Here is a 16,035-nt window from a genome sequence, read left to right on the forward strand (position 1 = left end):
TCCTTTGTGTTTATGTTTGAATGGAAGAAATCGTGCGCGCCGGGGCACCGACCGCCGTTGCCCAGTCCGGTATGGAACGGATCACCGCGGAGCCTGCGCCGACAGTGCTCCAAGCCCCGATTGTGAGCTGCGGAATGACAGAAGCGCCGGTTCCGAGGTGGGCGCCTTCCTGAACGGCAACCGCTCCTGACAGCGTGACACGCGGGGAAAGATGTACGTAATCACTGATTAGATTGTCATGCTCTGCTACTGCCCCCGTATTAATGATGCAGTGGGCCCCAATCCGCGCATCCGCCTGAATGATCGCGCCCGCCATAATGACGGTTCCTTCTTCGATGACAGCCGACTTGCTGACGATGGCAGATGGGTGAATTAATGTAATGAAGTCTTCTTTCTTCAGTCCCAGCCGCTCCGCCAGCTTTTTTCTGACTCTGTTGTTTCCGATGGCGATCAGGAACATCACATCGGGAATGAGCCTTCGCAATTCACTAACAGCTTCGATCGGACCTGTGTACCACTCTTTTCTAGCTTCAAGCATTTGGAATTTATCATCCAGCACTGCGGCTAAGCGCGTGTCCGTCCGGGCATTGATCAGCTCTCTAATCACCTTTCCGTGTCCGCCATCACCTACAATGGCCACGTTTTTCATGAGGACACATCTCCGCTTCCTGTAAACCGTTCTGCCGTCACATGATTGGTTTGCTGAATCCCTTCTGAAACAAGCACTTTTCGCACTGTCACACATAAAATTTTCAAATCCAGAAAAAATGAACGGCTGTCAACGTACCAAACATCTAATTCAAATTTTTGTTCCCAGGAAATCGCGTTTCTGCCGTTGATTTGCGCCCAGCCTGTGATCCCTGGCTTCACTTCATGGCGCCGCGCCTGCTGTTCTGTATAAAGCGGCAGATAGTCCATCAAAAGCGGGCGCGGACCGACAAGGCTCAGATCGCCTTTTAGGACATTCAGCAGCTGCGGAAGCTCATCGATGCTCAGCTTCCTGATCAGCCTGCCCGTTTTCGTCAGACGGACTTCATCCGGCAATAGGTTTCCTTCACTGTCCCGTTCATCCGTCATCGTTCGGAATTTATAAAGGGTAAACGGCTTGCCATTCAGGCCCGGCCTTACTTGCTTAAAGAATACAGGTGATCCTATTTTCAGCCTGACAACGGCGATGGTAATCAGAATAATGACACTCGTACAGCACAATAAAAAGATGGCGGCCGCCAGATCAAAAAGTCGTTTCAGGATCAAAGATTCACAGCTCCTTTCGTTTTTCGAAATCGTTTTAGTACAAGGTGTCTCTCCTCTTTCGTGCAAACGAATATAAAAGCGAAAACCGTGTAGCCAAAGCTGACTGTCAGTCCCGCTGCTATCAGTGATGGCCAGCCGTCAATCTTCACAACGAACTGCATCGCCTTACAGACCATCCAGGCAAACACAGCGGCTGAAAGAGGCCCGATGATGCCTTTAAAAAACACATGCTTTTTGTAGCCTGTCATACGGGATACGTAAAGCGGCGTGAAGATGGCATTTTTCAAAATAAGGGAGATCGCCCCGGCCAATGTGATGCCGTACAAGCCGAGATGAGCCGGCCCGCTCAGTGTGACGGCCAGCACCACATTAACCGCACCCAACAGCAGGGTTACAACCGCCGGTGTTTTTTGTTTATTAAAGGCGGTCCAGATATAAAACAGCGGCATAAAGGCCAGGCTGACCACCAAGTATCCGGCATGAATATATAAAAGCGGCGCTAAAGACGAAAAGGACGTTCCAAGCCAGATCGTCAAAAAAGGCCCCCCCAGCCCGCCTAATAAGGCAGCAGGAAGCGCGAGCAGAAGACCGTTCAGCCTCACTGCATTGTTGGCGTAATTCACCAATCCGTCCATGTCGCCTTTTGAATAATACGAAGTGATAAGCGGCGCAAACAGGGATGCGACCGTTCCAGCCAAGCTGCGCAAAAGCAACGGAAACTGGATAATCGCCGCGTATTTCCCAGCTGCCGATGCCCCCAAAACCAAATTGGCGGTTAATAGATCAATCTGCAAAAAAAGCAGGACGCCGATTTGATTGACAGAGCTCCATGCGCCCGCTTGAAACAGCTCCTTGCTTGTTTGGAATGACAGATCCTTCATCCGAAACGAAAACCACGGAATCAGCTTTTTGAAAAAATAGAAAGACAGCAGAAATGCGATGACAGCACCAGCTAAAGCAGCAAGCTGAATCTGCCAGATTTTCGGCGCAAAACATGTAAACAAGAGCAGCACTGACAGCACGCGGACGAGCATTTGCACCGCCTGAATGGAGCTGGTGATATAGAGACGATTGGCATAAAATGGCGCAGAGCCAAACCCCGCCATTAAAAACGTTAAAATAAACAGCAAACTGCCGATCAAAATCGACAAACGCACATCTGCCAAAAGCGCTGGCGGCACGTTCATAACGCGATCAATCAAAAAAGCAGAGCCCACAAGAGGCAGTAAAAGAAGTAACGAAATGAAAACAGATGCTGCCATATAATTGCTGATATACGCATTTGCTTTTTCCCGCTCTCCCCTGTGGGCGGCAACAGAAAAGAAGCGCACGACAACCGAGCTGAGCGCTACGGTGATAATCGAAAAGTAATTGATCACATTTTGTGTCAGATGAACAAAACCGAATGCTTCCACACCAAGTGTTTTAACAATAAAAGGCGTCATCCAGACCGACAGAAAAACAGACAAGAGAAATGCTGTGAGATTAGCGCTTAAGTTGATGGTGAATTTCATGCCTGCTTCGCACTGCCTTTCACCATTCCCCGCTGCTCAAAAAACAGCTTAATGAGAAATATAAGCCGCCATTTGCACAGTCCTAATACCAGACGCTCGCCTCTTAATAATTTCTCATGCTGAACCGGTGTATGTCTGACAGCCAGCCGCACCATGTCATAGGATAAAATGTGTTTGATCTGCTGTTTAATGTCTTTTGAAGGGTTCGGAGAAGCACAGGCGTTTGCCAGAAGCATCGGAAGCTGGTGCTTGCAAATGTATACATTCAAGTCTTCTTGACACGCACGTTCCAATCCGTAATGCTGGTAAAATGCGATTTTTGCCTCGTATTGCTTTTGAATCTGCTCGTCCATTGCCGGCTTATAAGGAATTTCTGTCAGGCTGTTCGGATTTTCACGATAGATGTACAAGCCTTCATCAAGCATTTTCACCCGCTTCGCTTCGCAAAAAGCGGACAAATTAAAGGGAGAATCTTCGGCAAAACGGATGTCTTCATCGAACATCAGATTGGTTCGCTCCAAAAGCTCTCGGCGATAAACATAACGCCATACGAACCAAATAAATCTCATTTCGTGCGCCTGTTTGAGCCGTTCAGCGATTTCCGGTTTTGTCAGCACACGATTTTTGTCAAGCTGCGGCGGCACATAAGTCCGCCTGTCCGCTGACTGTTTGTAAAAACCGCAGCCAGCGATATCAAGCCGGTGCTCTTCCGCTTCTTCAATCAGCCTCTGAAACATGGCCGATGATACATAATCATCGCCGTCAACAAAGCCGATGTACGTGCCCCGCGCCGCCTTTATTCCCGCATTTCGTGCTGAGCTCAGCCCGCCGTTTGTCTGATGAATGACCCGGATTCTCGCATCCCGTTTTGCATAGTTCACTGCAATTTCGCCTGAACGATCGGGCGAGCCGTCATTCACGAGGATGATTTCAATATCAGAAAGCGTTTGACAAAGCAAAGAATTGATACATTCCTCTATATATGGTTCAACGTTATACATCGGGACAATAATACTGGCGAGCGGGCTCATTTCGCTTCACCGCTGATTTTGCGCCGCAGTCCTTTAAAGTACACATCTCTCGGAAAGCCGGCGCCGGGTATTTCTTTTGTTAACAGCTCTTTTACTGCGGCTGTCACATGCTCTGGCTGCGGATGTTCAATCAGCTTCATGGATGGGATGTCCTTGAGCCATTGATAGCCTTCCATCACCTTATGGTCAAAGGAACGGATGACAACACACGGCGTTCCTGTCAGCGCACAAAAAATCATGCCGTGAAGCCTGTCAGTAACAACAGCTTCTGCGCTTTTCAGCTTAGACCACAGCGCTTCAAGCTCCTGCTCTCTGGAATGGCGGTTGACCCGCCGCCCAATCGTCGTCGTAAAGGATTGAATTTCGCCGAATTCTTCAAAAAGAGCAGCCTTGACCCGGTTTCTCTCATCCTTCTGAAGCACACTTTCCTGATCCTCGCGCAAACACATATAAATCCCTTCGCGCTCTGACGCAGCCTTGCTTCTATCTAAATACAGCACCATGTCCGGCTGCTTCAAAATCTTTTTTTCTTGAAAATGACGTTTCATAAACTGATAGGTTGTTTCATCCCGGGCCATCAGCAATAATCCGGGATGCGCGTTATAAATTTTCCGAGCCCGTTTCAGCTCTTTGCGACCTTTTTTCGTATCAGAAAAATGCGCCGTTGCCGGCAGCTGGACAACTCGATAGTCATGAAATGTTTTTATGATAAAGCGGCGCGTCCACTCCTCATAACGGTATAGATCTCCCATATTTCCCCCGCCGATGATAAAGACCATATCCTCCGGATGACGCGAGCGAAGCAGCGCCTTTGCTGATTTGTACATATCCTTCATATCGACTTCGACGATGTTAAAATCGGGGTATTCCTGCTCAAGAAACGCCTTGCTGGCATAAGCAATCGCGTGGTCCCCCAAATTGTCATGGGACGGCAGCAGGGTCAGTATGATTTTTTTCTGATGTGTTTGGGCTTTTACCTGCTGGCCGGTCGCACCCAGCCAATATTGGGATGGGTATTTGACCTTAAGCAGCAGCCATTCTGCTAGATTGATTTTCAACGATTGTAACGACATGTCCTCACCCTCTGTTTCTCATTTTGTACTCGATCACCCGCTGATACACAGCCGATGCTATAGCGACGAACGGAATCATTCTGTATTTCGCCATCAGCAGCAGGCATGACCGTTTTGCGTCAAAAGGCGCGGTACCTGTTTTTGAGAGGCTCTGCTGAAACACCGGGTCCGCGCAAATGACGCTGACATTTTTAACCTTGTCAAACAGCCGGCCGCTGCCGCTTGTTTTCCATTCATTCAGCATACAGATGCTGCTGTGAAGCACGATGAAGGTATCAAGCTCCTTACTGTACTCATCTAGTTTGTTGTTCTCCTGTAAAAATGCCGCGTTCGCCTCATACAGCGCAAGCCCTGATTCAAACAGTTTTTTCTGATAGCGCTGCACGATGGACGAAAGGTGGATTCGGTAATGATAGAGCGGCACCTTTACATAGGATACCGAGCGGGCGAAAAAATGAGCCCGGAAGCTGAAAAACTGATCCTCGACATGCTCCAGCTCGCCTCGGAGCGGAAACGCCAGTCCACGAGCTTTAACCATGCTTCTTCTGTACAGCTTGTTCCATGAAAATCCTCTGACCTTCCCTTCAAATAATGCCTTTATATAATAAGCCTTCGGCTGATCCTGATAGGTTTCCGCCATGTCAGAGACCATCATTTTTCCAGTGTCCTCAAACTCTGCGGCGTAATTGCAAATGACCAGATCAGTTTCATCGCCTGCTGCCCGAAGCATCTGCTCGCAGTAATCGGGCTCGATCCAATCGTCTGAATCGATAAACGCGATAAACTCACCTCGCGCCGCTTCAATGCCTTTATTTCGAACCGCGCCGAGACCCTGGTTCTCCTGATGAATCACTTTGAATCTGTGATCCTTTTTGGCGTATTCCTCCGCGATATCCGGGCTGGCATCTTGAGAACCGTCATTAACGATGATAATTTCAATATTGTCCACGGTCTGGTTCCGCAATGATTCGAGACATGTTCTGATATATGTTTCTGTGTTATAAACAGCGACTAACAGACTAACCGCAGGTATTTCCATAATGACCGGCTCCTCTTGCATAAATTACCGGGAAAAAATCGTTCTGTAAGGCAGAACGGATGAATCAACCGGCATAAGCAAATAACTGTAAAGAAAATAACAAACAACGATCGCGATATAGATAAGGGCGTTTGATTTTTCATCAAACAGCCTGACGAAATATGGGACTAAGATGATTTGATACAGCCCGAAATAAATATTGAATCTGGCAAAGATCACATCCTTTGTAGCCAAAAGCCCGAACAAAAAACCAAGCAGGCACAAATTAACGGCGATATCGATTTGCGGCCACAGCTTCCGAAGACGCGCCCTGTAGCAGAAGGCGAGCAATAGCGGCAAAATCAAGACAACGATTTTGATCACATTCATTCCATTTGTGTTTGTCGTAAGCCATTTTTCATAATGGCTGTATGAGCTGTTTTCAAGCACAACGACAAATACTGAAATGAATTTTTGATATAAAAATGTCATGCCCAGAAATAAAGCGGATAAGATGAATATCGCAGGTGACCAGGCTTTTCTTCTGACAACAAAGTACACTGGAATCATAATGAACGCTGAGGAATGAAAGAGCGAACTGATCAGTACGATCAGAAAATATCGCTTCCATTTCCCGCTGATGATATAACGAATGGCCCAAAACAAAACGGCTGCCACCATGTATTGCCTGATGCCATTAAAAGACGCGTAATAATGAAAAGTTCCCAAAAATAAAAAGACACTCAATTCAAACGGCCTTCCATAGTCGATGAGTGTCTTCATAATAAAGCTGTAGGTCACAGCAGCCACCGTGATATACATGATTTGCGGATCTTCCGTTATGAAATTCAACAGCCAAAGCAGTGCTGTAAAGCCCGGATCTGTCGCCGTTTTTGCTGTGCCAAAGCCAAATATCTGCCACACGTTTTGATATTGGCCCGCTAATTCGTACAGGAGCGTGTACGTCTGAAAATCTGTGCCTACTCTATAGCGGAGACCCGATACGAGCACAAGAGAAGCAAGCGGAATCCAAATCAGAAGCGTATTCGGCCGATGCCTCGTGGCGAGTGAATCGTCTCGCCCGCCGTACATTTTGGCAAACCAGGACCAAATATATACAATGCCCATATTGACGGCATATACAATCATCGTTTATTGTCCTTTTCCGCCGCTGAGGTTATATACATTCAGCAGCGCTCCTACGTTTTGCTGTGCATCGTAGCCGAGTTTTGCGAGAGTTTCTTTGATGAGTTCCGGCTTCGGCCTGCCTGCGGCGGCCGATCTCGCAATGGTTTCAGCCCAGATACTGATCGGCTCAGAAAGGCTCAATCTCGTCACAAGCCCGAGTCCGGCGTCGACTTTATCTGTAATGTGATCTGAAATAATGCATGGAAGCCCCGACGCCTGCGCTTCCACAAGCACAACCGGCAAGCCTTCATATAAAGACGGCATAACAAACACATCAAATGTGCGCATTAATTCATGAATGCGGTCTTCAGTGCCTAAAAAAAGGACATCTGAAAGCAGATCCTGCCGCCGTGCCTCCTCTTCCATCTCCTCTCGCAGCGGCCCGTCTCCTGCGAGCACAAGCTGAAAGCGGACCCCTCGTTCCTTCAGATGAGCGGCAAGCTTGAGCAGAAACGCGTGGTTTTTCACTTCATGAAACCGGGCTACATGGCCGATGATAAGACGGTCAGCTGCTATGCCGCGTGCTGTTTTTTCTTCATCAGCCCGCTGCCCGTCTGGAGCGAATAAAGCAAGATCAATTCCATTCGGGAGGAGATGGACACGATCTTCTTCCATGCTGGCTTGCCCGAATAAAAACCTGCCCGCATCCTCTCCGCAGGCACACAGTGCTGTCGCATTCGACAAAATCAGCCGCCTGAACATCATTAGCTGCAAGCGATCCTTCCAGTTGAATCCAGTCTTCCATGACGTATTGTGAGAATGACATACCCTGACCGGCACCCCGGCAAGCCTTGCTGCAAGAGCGATAAAACCCGTTTGAAAATCTGTATGCGCATGAATCGCGCTGAACGGCCCGTTTTCTTTTATCGTGTTTTTCACATTCCTTATAAATGTAAGAGGATTGCTTTGCCCGATGCTTGGGACATAAAAAAGCCGTCCGCCTAAAGATAAAATCTCTTCATCATAAGCGCACGGATCATTTCGATACGTCAAAAAATCAAATTGTACTTTGTGTCTGTCCATTTTCCGATATAAATTCATCACCATCGTTTCCGCGCCGCCCCTATTCATGCCGCTAAGAACATGGAGCACGCGTTTTTGACTGCTATTCATGTTTGACAAGCCCTTCCTTTTGATTCGTTATCCTTTTTTTATGATATCGATTCATTACGGCGGCAGGCATAAACGCGCGAATGAGCGGTTTTGCGACATATATGTAGTCAGATATAGGAAGCTTTAAGCGTCTGCATGCCTGATAAACAAGGATGGCATTGTCAATAGAATACGTAAATGACCGCCGTTTGAATGCATCGCTGTCTTCCCTTACTTTATACAAGGTTTCCTGAAGATTGTAGCCTCTGAAGCCCTCTTCAAAAAAGCGAAGCCACAAATCAATATCCTCCATCCGTCTCGTCCGCCGTACCGAACGGTAGCCTTTCAGCGTGCGGTAGGCGCTGGCTCTCATCATAATCGTCCCGTGGCAAAACGGAGTTCCTTTTGCCATAATACCCGGCTCCGGAGCGGAAGGCAGGGTGCGTGTGCCTCTCACGCCGTTTTCATCAAATACAAGCATGCCTGTGCCAACCACCTGATAGTGGCGGTGCTTTTCTAAAAACGCGACCTGCTTTTCCAAACGGCGCGGGAAGGAAAGGTCGTCTCCATCCTGGCGTGCGATATACTCGCCTGTCACATGTGTAAGACAATGATTTAACGAAGCGGCCAGCCGCCTATTTGTTTTGTTTTGAATCAGCTTGATGCGGTCGCTGTAATGAGCGGCGTACTGCTTCGCGATGCGGAGCGTGCCGTCTGTTGAGGCATCATCGCACATAATCAGCTCCCAATTTTTATAGGATTGGCTGAGTATGGATTCAATGCTTTCCGCCAAAGTGCGTTCACAATTATAAATGCCCATAATGACAGAAACTTTCGGTCCTGAGTTCATACGCTTTTCTCCTTTGTATCCATATCCATGTACGCGGAATAAATATCCGCCATTTCTTCCACCGTTCGCGCCTCTGAAAAACGCAAGGCTGTTTTTCGGCCTTCCTGTCCAAGCTTTCTGCAAAGTTCGGGCTGGTGATAAAGCTGTTCAATCCGGTCGGCAAAAGCAGCACTGTCACCGATTTTAATCAAAAAACCGTTTTCTCCGTCCCGAATGATTTCCCTGTGTCCCCGGTTATCCGTGGCAATCGCCGGTTTTTCCGCTGCCATCCCTTCCAGCACATTCATGCCGAGGCCTTCTCTGATGCTGGATGCGACAGAGACATCTGCGAGCTGGATCAGTTCGTGAATGTCGCCGCAAAAGCCGTAAAAGCGGACATTGTCAGAAGCACTAAGCTTGTCAGCTAACGTCCGATACGCTTGCTCCATCGCTCCTTCTCCGGCAAAAACAAGGCGGAGCGACGGAATTTTATCTTTCAGCAAGGCTGCGGCTTCGATTAGCATCTTCTGATTTTTGTTTTGATTGAGCTCAGCCGGATAAATCAATATAAAATCGTCTTCATGAAAGCCATGTTTTTCTTTTAGTTTATGCTGCTCGTCCAGACTGACAGGCCGAAACCGTTCAGTATTGACGCCGATGCCATGTATTTTTCGCGTGTTTTCTTCACATCTTTGAAGTCCTTTCGCCCGTATGTAATCCTCTTCATTGATGGTAATCAGGCAGTCTGTATAAGACGAAAGCCATTTCTCAATCGGATAGTAAAGCAGCCAATTTTTCATCGGCGCTCCGCTGCAAAAATGGAATCCATGCGCTGTGTACAGCACCTTTGTTCCATGCCGCCTTGCCTGCCTCGCCGCAAGTCTGGCAAGCACGCCGCCAACCGGCGTATGGCAATGGACAATGTCGTATTGATTGGCGTCGATCACTTCCTTCAGCTGTCTGTAAACGGACAGATTGTGAGGATGAAAGGGTGATCTGCGAATCGGGATAGAGAATTTCTCATCCACATGCGGCAGATTGGTTTGACCGCTTGCGGCGACATGAACCTCCCAGCCCATTCGTTTAAACCAGATAAAGTAAGGGAGATGAAACGCTTTAAAGTGATAGTCAACAGTCGCGCAAAACAAGATTTTTTTCGTCATCTTCGCTCCCCCTAACGAACCGTGGCGGCCGTCATTTTGTCAGAAGTATCAATGGCCGCAAACAGCCTCGCTCTCAGATCGGCTTCCGGAAGCTCATGATAGTCCTCGATAAAGCGCATCAGCACGGTCCAATCGCCGTCCACCGCTTTGCCGATATGTATTTTCGGAAAGATTTGCTCCGTGTGCACTTCATTTTTATTCAGCAATTCCTCATACATTTTTTCACCGGGGCGAATACCCGTAAATTCAATTGGAATTTGCTCAGTCGTGTAGCCGGAGAGATGAATAAGATTTTTGGCCAGATCCACAATCTTAACGGGCTCTCCCATATCGAGAACGAAAATCTGACGCCCTCTTGCCAGTGCCCCTGCCTGAATGACAAGCCTTGAGGCCTCTGGAATTGTCATAAAATAGCGGGTCATCGCTGGATGTGTTACCGTCACCGGTCCGCCTTTTTCAATCTGTTTTTTGAAAATCGGAATGACGCTGCCGCGGCTTCCGAGCACATTGCCGAAGCGGACAGCGACAAATTTGGTTCTGCTGACTTTCCCGAGATTCATAATCATCATCTCTGCAAATCGTTTTGTCGCCCCCATTATATTGGCCGGGTTTACCGCTTTGTCTGATGAAATCAGCACGAACGTCTCTGTGCCCGACAGATCGGCTGCTTCCGCGACATTTTTCGTTCCGATAATATTGTTTTTGACAGCCTCTTCAGGATTATGTTCCATTAAAGGCACATGTTTATGGGCAGCTGCATGGTAAACAACATGCGGCTCGTACTTTTTCATCAAGGTAAACATTTTATCACGGTCCTGCACATCCGCAATTTCCGTATGGAATACAATGTGTTTGCCGAATCGTCCGTTCAGCTCTGTATAAATTGAATGAATGCTGTTTTCTCCATGGCCGAGCAGAATGATTTTCTTAGGCTGAAACGCGCTGATCTGCCGGCAAATTTCCGAGCCGATTGATCCGCCCGCTCCTGTCACGAGAACTGTTTTTCCTTTGATGCGGTTCGAAATTTCACTGATGTCGAGGGTTACCGGCTTTCTGCCTAGCAAATCCTCAGCTTTTACATCTCTGATTTGTCCGGCAGTTCGTGTGCCGAGCAGCATTTCATCAACATGAGGCATAATCTTAATGGTTGCTCCTGTTCGCACACATTCTTTATATAATGCCTGAAGCTCATGAGTGCGGAGGGAAGGAACGGCAATAATAATATAGTTAATTTTGAGCTTTTGCACTGCAGGCATGATCCTTTCTTTTCCGCCAATCACAGGCAGCCCCATAATTTCTAATTTATGCTTCGTTTGGTCGTCATCAATAAAAGCGACTGGCAGGATGTCGGGATCATCTTTTGAAAGCAGCTGCCTGACCATCAAAGTCCCGCCTGAACCCGCTCCGATAATCAGCGCACGGGATGAAGCGCTGCGTTTTTTTCTGATGCTTTCTTTAAACACTCTGGATAACACACGGGTTCCCCCGATAGACAAAAGCTGAAGCACCCAGCATGCAGTGAGCAGACGAAAAAACATCGTATGATACACAGCATACTGAATGATGCCTGTCACAGCAGCTGAAAGTGTAATACCCTTAAGCAGGATGATCAGCTCGCCGAGTCCGGTATATGTCCATACCTGTTTATACTGATGAAACAGAAAAGCGCATACATGATAGCTGAGGAGCAAGCTGACAGCTGTAAGCAATAATGCTCCGGAGTCATCAAACTGATAAGAATCTTCTAAAAATTGATATCCTGCAATAACTGAATGTAAAACGAGATACGTATCCAATGCAATAATCATTGACAGTCTTCTCCGGTAACTCAACCTTTTCCCCCCTAATCTTTATCGGTTTAGCTGCGGCGGTTTTTTGCTTTCAAAACATCGTCAACAGCTAAACCGACAACATGTCTTATGTATATATCAGATAAGTGGGCATTTAACCCGTCCTCACACCCCGCCAGCGATGACCAGCATCTAAGGCAGCAACTTCAGCTGCCCACAGCAGAGCCGAGTGCCTCCATTGATACAGGTCAGGAGACATCACCTTTTCTATCTATTTAGTAGGAATAGTGTTCTGATTTTTTCATTTTCTTTTGGTTTAAAAGAACGCCTAACAGCTTCGCATTGGATTGCTCCAGTGCATCCTTCGCTTTCAGGACGGTATCGATTTTCGTCTTTCCGCTTAAAACGACGAGCACACTGCCGTCTGTCTGATTTGCTAGAATCTGAGCATCCGCAACCGCCAAAAGCGGAGAGGAATCAAAAATAACGAGACTGAATTGTTCATAGATGTCAGAGATGAAATCTCCCATCGCTTGTGAAGACAGCAGCTCAGCCGGATTCGGCGGAGTCGGTCCGCTTGTCAGCACATACAAGTTATCGATCGGCGTCTTTTGCACCGTCTCACAGAGCGAAGCATTCCCCACCAGCACATTTGTCAGCCCTGTTCCATTCTCCACCTGAAACGTCTGATTGATGGTCGGCTTTCTGAGATCAGCATCCACCAACAGCACTTTCTTTTCCTGCTGCTGCGCAAAGACAGCCGCAAGATTCGCTGCACTGAACGATTTACCTTCACCAGGCAAAGAGGAGGTGACAAGGATAGACCGCAAGTTGGTCTGAACGGATGAAAATTCAATATTTGTCCGAATGGTGCGATATTGTTCCGCAACAATTGATTTATTGTGCAAAACACATATTTGGTCCAAACCTCTCCTTGCTTTCTTTTTTCTAAAGACCATCAGCTTCACTCCCCGAAATGTTGTTTCCCGCAATTCCGCCCTTTTCGGACATCAGGGACGGAGCCTAAGCATGGCATTCTGGTTCTCTCGCTGATCTGCCGTGCGCTTTTGCACGTATCATCGAGAAAATGCAGAAAAAATGCCAGTGTAATGCCGCCGATGACAGCAGCGCCAAAAGCCATAATCACATTTCGCACCTTGGCCGGCTTGATCATCGGACTTTCAGAAGCCTTTGCCTCCGATAATATATGTATGCCTCGCACATTCATTCTTTCATCTACTTCTTTTTCAAACTTGTCCACTAATGTGTTTGCAATCTCGGCCGCTTTCTCCGGGTCGTGATCTCGGACGGCAACGGTGATAATTTCTGAATCATTTTCATTGCTGGTCACTACTTTTCCTTTCAGCGTGGAAGCCGATTCAGAAAGATGCAACTCTGCCTTGATCTCTTTCATCAAAGCCGTGCTTTTCATAATCGATTGAAACGTGCTGCTGTATTGAAGATTTCGCTGGATGTCACTGAGATTCGAGTTTCCTCCACCGCCTGATTCATGAATTAGCACTTGTGTCGACGCTTGATAGGTCGGTGATATGACCTTAAATTGCACAAAACCCGAAATCAGGGTCACGCCGATTGTAAGGAGCAGAATCAGCACGAACCTCTGTCTGACAATCGCATATAACTCTTTAAAACTCATATTTTCATTCATGTATTCATAGCCTTCAGGCTTCCCGCGCCCCTTTCTGTTAATGATTGGATTATAAAAGAAAACTATTCTATTTAAAAATTGCAAAATAAGCCATTAAGTTCTCTTTAAAGAACAAAATCATGATTTTTCTCTAATTTACTACACTTCCCTTATGATTTCAAATTTTATAAAGAACAAATTATTCCTTATAATGAACAAAATAACGACAGGAATAGAGGAGAATTTCATATCATGATTGGAAGAATTATCCGTTTATACCGCAAAAGAAAAGGCTATTCTATTAATCAGCTGGCTATGGAATCAGGTGTATCTAAATCCTATTTAAGCAAGATTGAGAGAGGGGTTCACACGAATCCATCCGTTCAATTCTTAAAGAAAATTTCTGCCACACTAGAGGTTGAATTAACAGAATTATTCGACGCAGAAACCATGTTGTATGAAAAAATCAGCGGTGGAGAAAACGAATGGCGCGTGCATCTTGTGCAAGCCGTCCAAGCTGGAATGGAAAAAGAAGAGTTGTTCACTTTTACGAACATACTAAAGAAAGAACCGTCTAAAACTACTTCCTACCGCAAACGTAAACTGACTGAATCTAATATTGAAGAATGGAAAGCGCTGATGGCAGAAGCCAGGGAAATCGGCTTGACCGTCCAAGAAGTTAAATCCTTTTTCAAAACGATGGGAAGATGAATATCGGTCAAGGGCTGACGTTCGCATCCGCAGGGCAAACCTGTTTATAATGGGGGAAAAAGGGAGAGAATGCAATGACTCAAAAAACAGTAATAACTCAATATGGCAAAGTGAAAGGCACAACGGAAAATGGTGTACATAAATGGAAAGGCATCCCTTATGCCAAGCCGCCTGTCGGACCATTGCGTTTCAAAGCACCGGAACCTCCAGAAGCGTGGGAAAACGAACTTGACGCAACAGTGTACGGCCCGATTTGCCCGCAGCCGTCTGATTTACTGTCATTTTCCTATGCTGAGCCGCCCCGTCAGTCTGAAGACTGCCTGTCTCTCAATATATTTGCGCCGGACACTCCAAGTCAAAACCTGCCTGTCATGGTATGGATTCACGGCGGCGCTTTTTATCTTGGATCAGGCAGTGAGCCATTATACGATGGCTCAAAATTTGCGGCACAGGGAGAAGTTATTGTCGTTACGCTGAATTATCGACTGGGGCCATTTGGATTTTTACATTTGTCTTCGTTTGATGATGCATATTCCGATAACCTTGGGCTTTTAGACCAAGCCGCCGCACTGAAATGGGTGCGAGACAATATCTCAGCATTTGGCGGTGATCCGGATAACGTAACAGTATTTGGAGAATCGGCTGGAGGCATGAGTATTGCCGCGCTGCTTACTATGCCGGCAGCAAAAGGCCTGTTCCAGAAAGCGATCATGGAAAGCGGCGCTTCCAGAACGATGACAAAAGAAAAAGCGGCTAGTACAGCAGCCGCCTTTTTACAGGTTCTTGGGATTGACGAAAATCAATTGGACAGATTGCACACTGTATCTGCGGAAGATTTGCTGAAAGCTGCCGATCAGCTTCGAAAAGAAGAAGGTGAAAATATCTTTCAGCTGTTCTTCCAGCCCGCCATTGATCCGAAAACGCTGCCCGCTGAACCAGAAACAGCAATCGCAGAAGGTGCTGCTGACGGCATTCCGATTATTATTGGTACAAATCGAGATGAAGGCTATTTATTTTTCCCACCCGACTCAGCCGTTCTTCCGCAGGAAACGCTGGATGCCGCACTTGAGTATTTATTAGGGCAGCCGCTGGCCGAGAAAGTTGCCGACCTTTATCCCCGTTCGCTGGAAAGCCAAATTCATATGATGACTGATTTATTGTTTTGGCGTCCGTCGGTTGCCTATGCATCCGCCCAGTCCCATAACGCATCTGTCTGGATGTACCGCTTTGATTGGCACTCGGATCATCCGCCGTTTCATAAAGCGGTTCACGCCATAGAAATTCCTTTTGTTTTCGGAAATCTGGACGGGTTAGAACGCATGGCAAAAGCGGAGATTACCGAAGATGTAAAACAGCTGTCTCATACCATACAATCAGCATGGATCACGTTCGCAAAAACAGGAAACCCAAGCACTAAAGATGTAAATTGGCCATCGTATCATGAAGATACAAGGAAGACGCTGATTTTCGATTCTGAGCTTACAATTGAAAACGATCCTGACTCCGAAAAAAGACAAAGCCTATTCCCTTCACAAGGAAAATAAACATAAGGAAAAAGGATACGCTGTCATCATTGTAGCTGCTTGTATCATCAGCTTGTCAGCAGTCGTGGTTTTATGGGAACATCCATTTCAAGACCGTTTAATTGACTGGGAATCATCACGATTTTCGCGAGAACTGTGATCGTTCCCGTAAATTCGACAAAAAGAAAACCCGGGAAAAGA

Annotated in this window: 14 protein-coding genes and 1 pseudogene; 2 read left to right on the forward strand and 13 right to left on the reverse strand. The window is 46.9% G+C overall.

Translation table 11 applies throughout. From position 1 onward, the window contains the following. Positions 1-10: 10 nt before the first annotated feature. The 13 genes and pseudogenes from AAGG74_RS11320 to AAGG74_RS11380 form a co-directional block, all read right to left on the reverse strand. The gene (locus AAGG74_RS11320; protein ID WP_429675478.1) at positions 11-649 is read right to left on the reverse strand and encodes an acetyltransferase; all 639 of its coding nucleotides are present in this window, start codon (positions 647-649) and stop codon (positions 11-13) included. Then, positions 646-1,254: a sugar transferase gene (locus tag AAGG74_RS11325; RefSeq protein WP_429675479.1), complete on the reverse strand. Its 609-nt coding sequence runs from the start codon at positions 1,252-1,254 to the stop codon at positions 646-648. Before AAGG74_RS11325 ends, AAGG74_RS11320 begins: the two co-directional genes overlap by 4 nt. Further along, on the reverse strand, positions 1,251-2,768 hold the full coding sequence (locus AAGG74_RS11330) for an MATE family efflux transporter (RefSeq protein ID WP_429675480.1): 1,518 nt from the start codon (positions 2,766-2,768) through the stop codon (positions 1,251-1,253). The genes AAGG74_RS11325 and AAGG74_RS11330 overlap by 4 nt, the downstream gene beginning before the upstream one ends. Continuing rightward, complete coding sequence (locus AAGG74_RS11335; protein ID WP_429675481.1) at positions 2,765-3,799, reverse strand: glycosyltransferase; 1,035 nt, start codon at positions 3,797-3,799, stop codon at positions 2,765-2,767. The genes AAGG74_RS11330 and AAGG74_RS11335 overlap by 4 nt, the downstream gene beginning before the upstream one ends. Further along, the gene (locus AAGG74_RS11340; protein WP_429675482.1) at positions 3,796-4,872 is read right to left on the reverse strand and encodes a polysaccharide pyruvyl transferase family protein; all 1,077 of its coding nucleotides are present in this window, start codon (positions 4,870-4,872) and stop codon (positions 3,796-3,798) included. Before AAGG74_RS11340 ends, AAGG74_RS11335 begins: the two co-directional genes overlap by 4 nt. A 4-nt stretch (positions 4,873-4,876) precedes the next feature. Next, a complete protein-coding gene (locus AAGG74_RS11345; RefSeq protein WP_162101816.1) occupies positions 4,877-5,911 on the reverse strand; it encodes a glycosyltransferase family 2 protein in 1,035 nt (344 codons plus the stop codon). 24 nt (positions 5,912-5,935) lie between these two features. Continuing rightward, entirely contained in the window at positions 5,936-7,039 is a 1,104-nt protein-coding gene (gene epsG / locus AAGG74_RS11350; protein ID WP_162101817.1) for a biofilm exopolysaccharide biosynthesis protein EpsG, read from the reverse strand. After that, positions 7,036-8,191: pseudogene (locus tag AAGG74_RS11355) on the reverse strand (glycosyltransferase family 1 protein). The gene epsG and the pseudogene AAGG74_RS11355 overlap by 4 nt, the downstream one beginning before the upstream one ends. Beyond that, the gene (epsE, locus tag AAGG74_RS11360) at positions 8,184-9,020 is read right to left on the reverse strand and encodes a glycosyltransferase EpsE (protein ID WP_429675483.1); all 837 of its coding nucleotides are present in this window, start codon (positions 9,018-9,020) and stop codon (positions 8,184-8,186) included. The pseudogene AAGG74_RS11355 and the gene epsE overlap by 8 nt, the downstream one beginning before the upstream one ends. After that, entirely contained in the window at positions 9,017-10,162 is a 1,146-nt protein-coding gene (locus AAGG74_RS11365; RefSeq protein WP_429675485.1) for a glycosyltransferase family 4 protein, read from the reverse strand. Before AAGG74_RS11365 ends, epsE begins: the two co-directional genes overlap by 4 nt. 11 nt (positions 10,163-10,173) lie before the next feature. Continuing rightward, positions 10,174-11,994 carry a polysaccharide biosynthesis protein gene (locus AAGG74_RS11370; protein WP_429675486.1) on the reverse strand — a complete coding sequence of 607 codons (1,821 nt, stop codon included), beginning with the start codon at positions 11,992-11,994 and terminating at the stop codon, positions 10,174-10,176. 233 nt (positions 11,995-12,227) lie between these two features. Next, positions 12,228-12,911: a protein tyrosine kinase EpsB gene (epsB, locus tag AAGG74_RS11375; RefSeq protein ID WP_429675487.1), complete on the reverse strand. Its 684-nt coding sequence runs from the start codon at positions 12,909-12,911 to the stop codon at positions 12,228-12,230. 5 nt (positions 12,912-12,916) lie between these two features. Beyond that, positions 12,917-13,621, reverse strand: a complete 705-nt coding sequence (locus AAGG74_RS11380; RefSeq protein ID WP_429675488.1) for a YveK family protein — start codon at positions 13,619-13,621, stop codon at positions 12,917-12,919. Positions 13,622-13,852: 231 nt separating this feature from the next. Here AAGG74_RS11380 and slrR point away from each other — a divergent pair, with 231 nt between their 5' ends. After that, complete coding sequence (gene slrR, locus AAGG74_RS11385; protein WP_429675489.1) at positions 13,853-14,311, forward strand: HTH-type transcriptional regulator SlrR; 459 nt, start codon at positions 13,853-13,855, stop codon at positions 14,309-14,311. Between the two features lie 74 nt (positions 14,312-14,385). Next, positions 14,386-15,855 carry a para-nitrobenzyl esterase gene (pnbA, locus tag AAGG74_RS11390; RefSeq protein ID WP_429675490.1) on the forward strand — a complete coding sequence of 490 codons (1,470 nt, stop codon included), beginning with the start codon at positions 14,386-14,388 and terminating at the stop codon, positions 15,853-15,855. The last annotated feature ends 180 nt before the right edge of the window (positions 15,856-16,035 follow it).

This window comes from Bacillus mexicanus, assembly GCF_050445615.1.
Taxonomy (GTDB): domain Bacteria; phylum Bacillota; class Bacilli; order Bacillales; family Bacillaceae; genus Bacillus; species Bacillus mexicanus.

Bases quoted from the DNA above. Each gene is read 5' to 3' on its own strand.
- AAGG74_RS11320 (WP_429675478.1), bottom strand. From the start codon at position 649: ATGAAAAACGTGGCCATTGTAGGTGATGGCGGACACGGAAAGGTGATT.
- AAGG74_RS11330 (WP_429675480.1), bottom strand. From the start codon at position 2,768: ATGAAATTCACCATCAACTTAAGCGCTAATCTCACAGCATTTCTCTTG.
- AAGG74_RS11335 (WP_429675481.1), bottom strand. From the start codon at position 3,799: ATGAGCCCGCTCGCCAGTATTATTGTCCCGATGTATAACGTTGAACCA.
- AAGG74_RS11340 (WP_429675482.1), bottom strand. From the start codon at position 4,872: ATGTCGTTACAATCGTTGAAAATCAATCTAGCAGAATGGCTGCTGCTT.
- AAGG74_RS11345 (WP_162101816.1), bottom strand. From the start codon at position 5,911: ATGGAAATACCTGCGGTTAGTCTGTTAGTCGCTGTTTATAACACAGAA.
- epsG (WP_162101817.1), bottom strand. From the start codon at position 7,039: ATGATTGTATATGCCGTCAATATGGGCATTGTATATATTTGGTCCTGG.
- epsE (WP_429675483.1), bottom strand. From the start codon at position 9,020: ATGAACTCAGGACCGAAAGTTTCTGTCATTATGGGCATTTATAATTGT.
- AAGG74_RS11365 (WP_429675485.1), bottom strand. From the start codon at position 10,162: ATGACGAAAAAAATCTTGTTTTGCGCGACTGTTGACTATCACTTTAAA.
- epsB (WP_429675487.1), bottom strand. From the start codon at position 12,911: ATGGTCTTTAGAAAAAAGAAAGCAAGGAGAGGTTTGGACCAAATATGT.
- AAGG74_RS11380 (WP_429675488.1), bottom strand. From the start codon at position 13,621: ATGAATGAAAATATGAGTTTTAAAGAGTTATATGCGATTGTCAGACAG.
- slrR (WP_429675489.1), top strand. From the start codon at position 13,853: ATGATTGGAAGAATTATCCGTTTATACCGCAAAAGAAAAGGCTATTCT.
- pnbA (WP_429675490.1), top strand. From the start codon at position 14,386: ATGACTCAAAAAACAGTAATAACTCAATATGGCAAAGTGAAAGGCACA.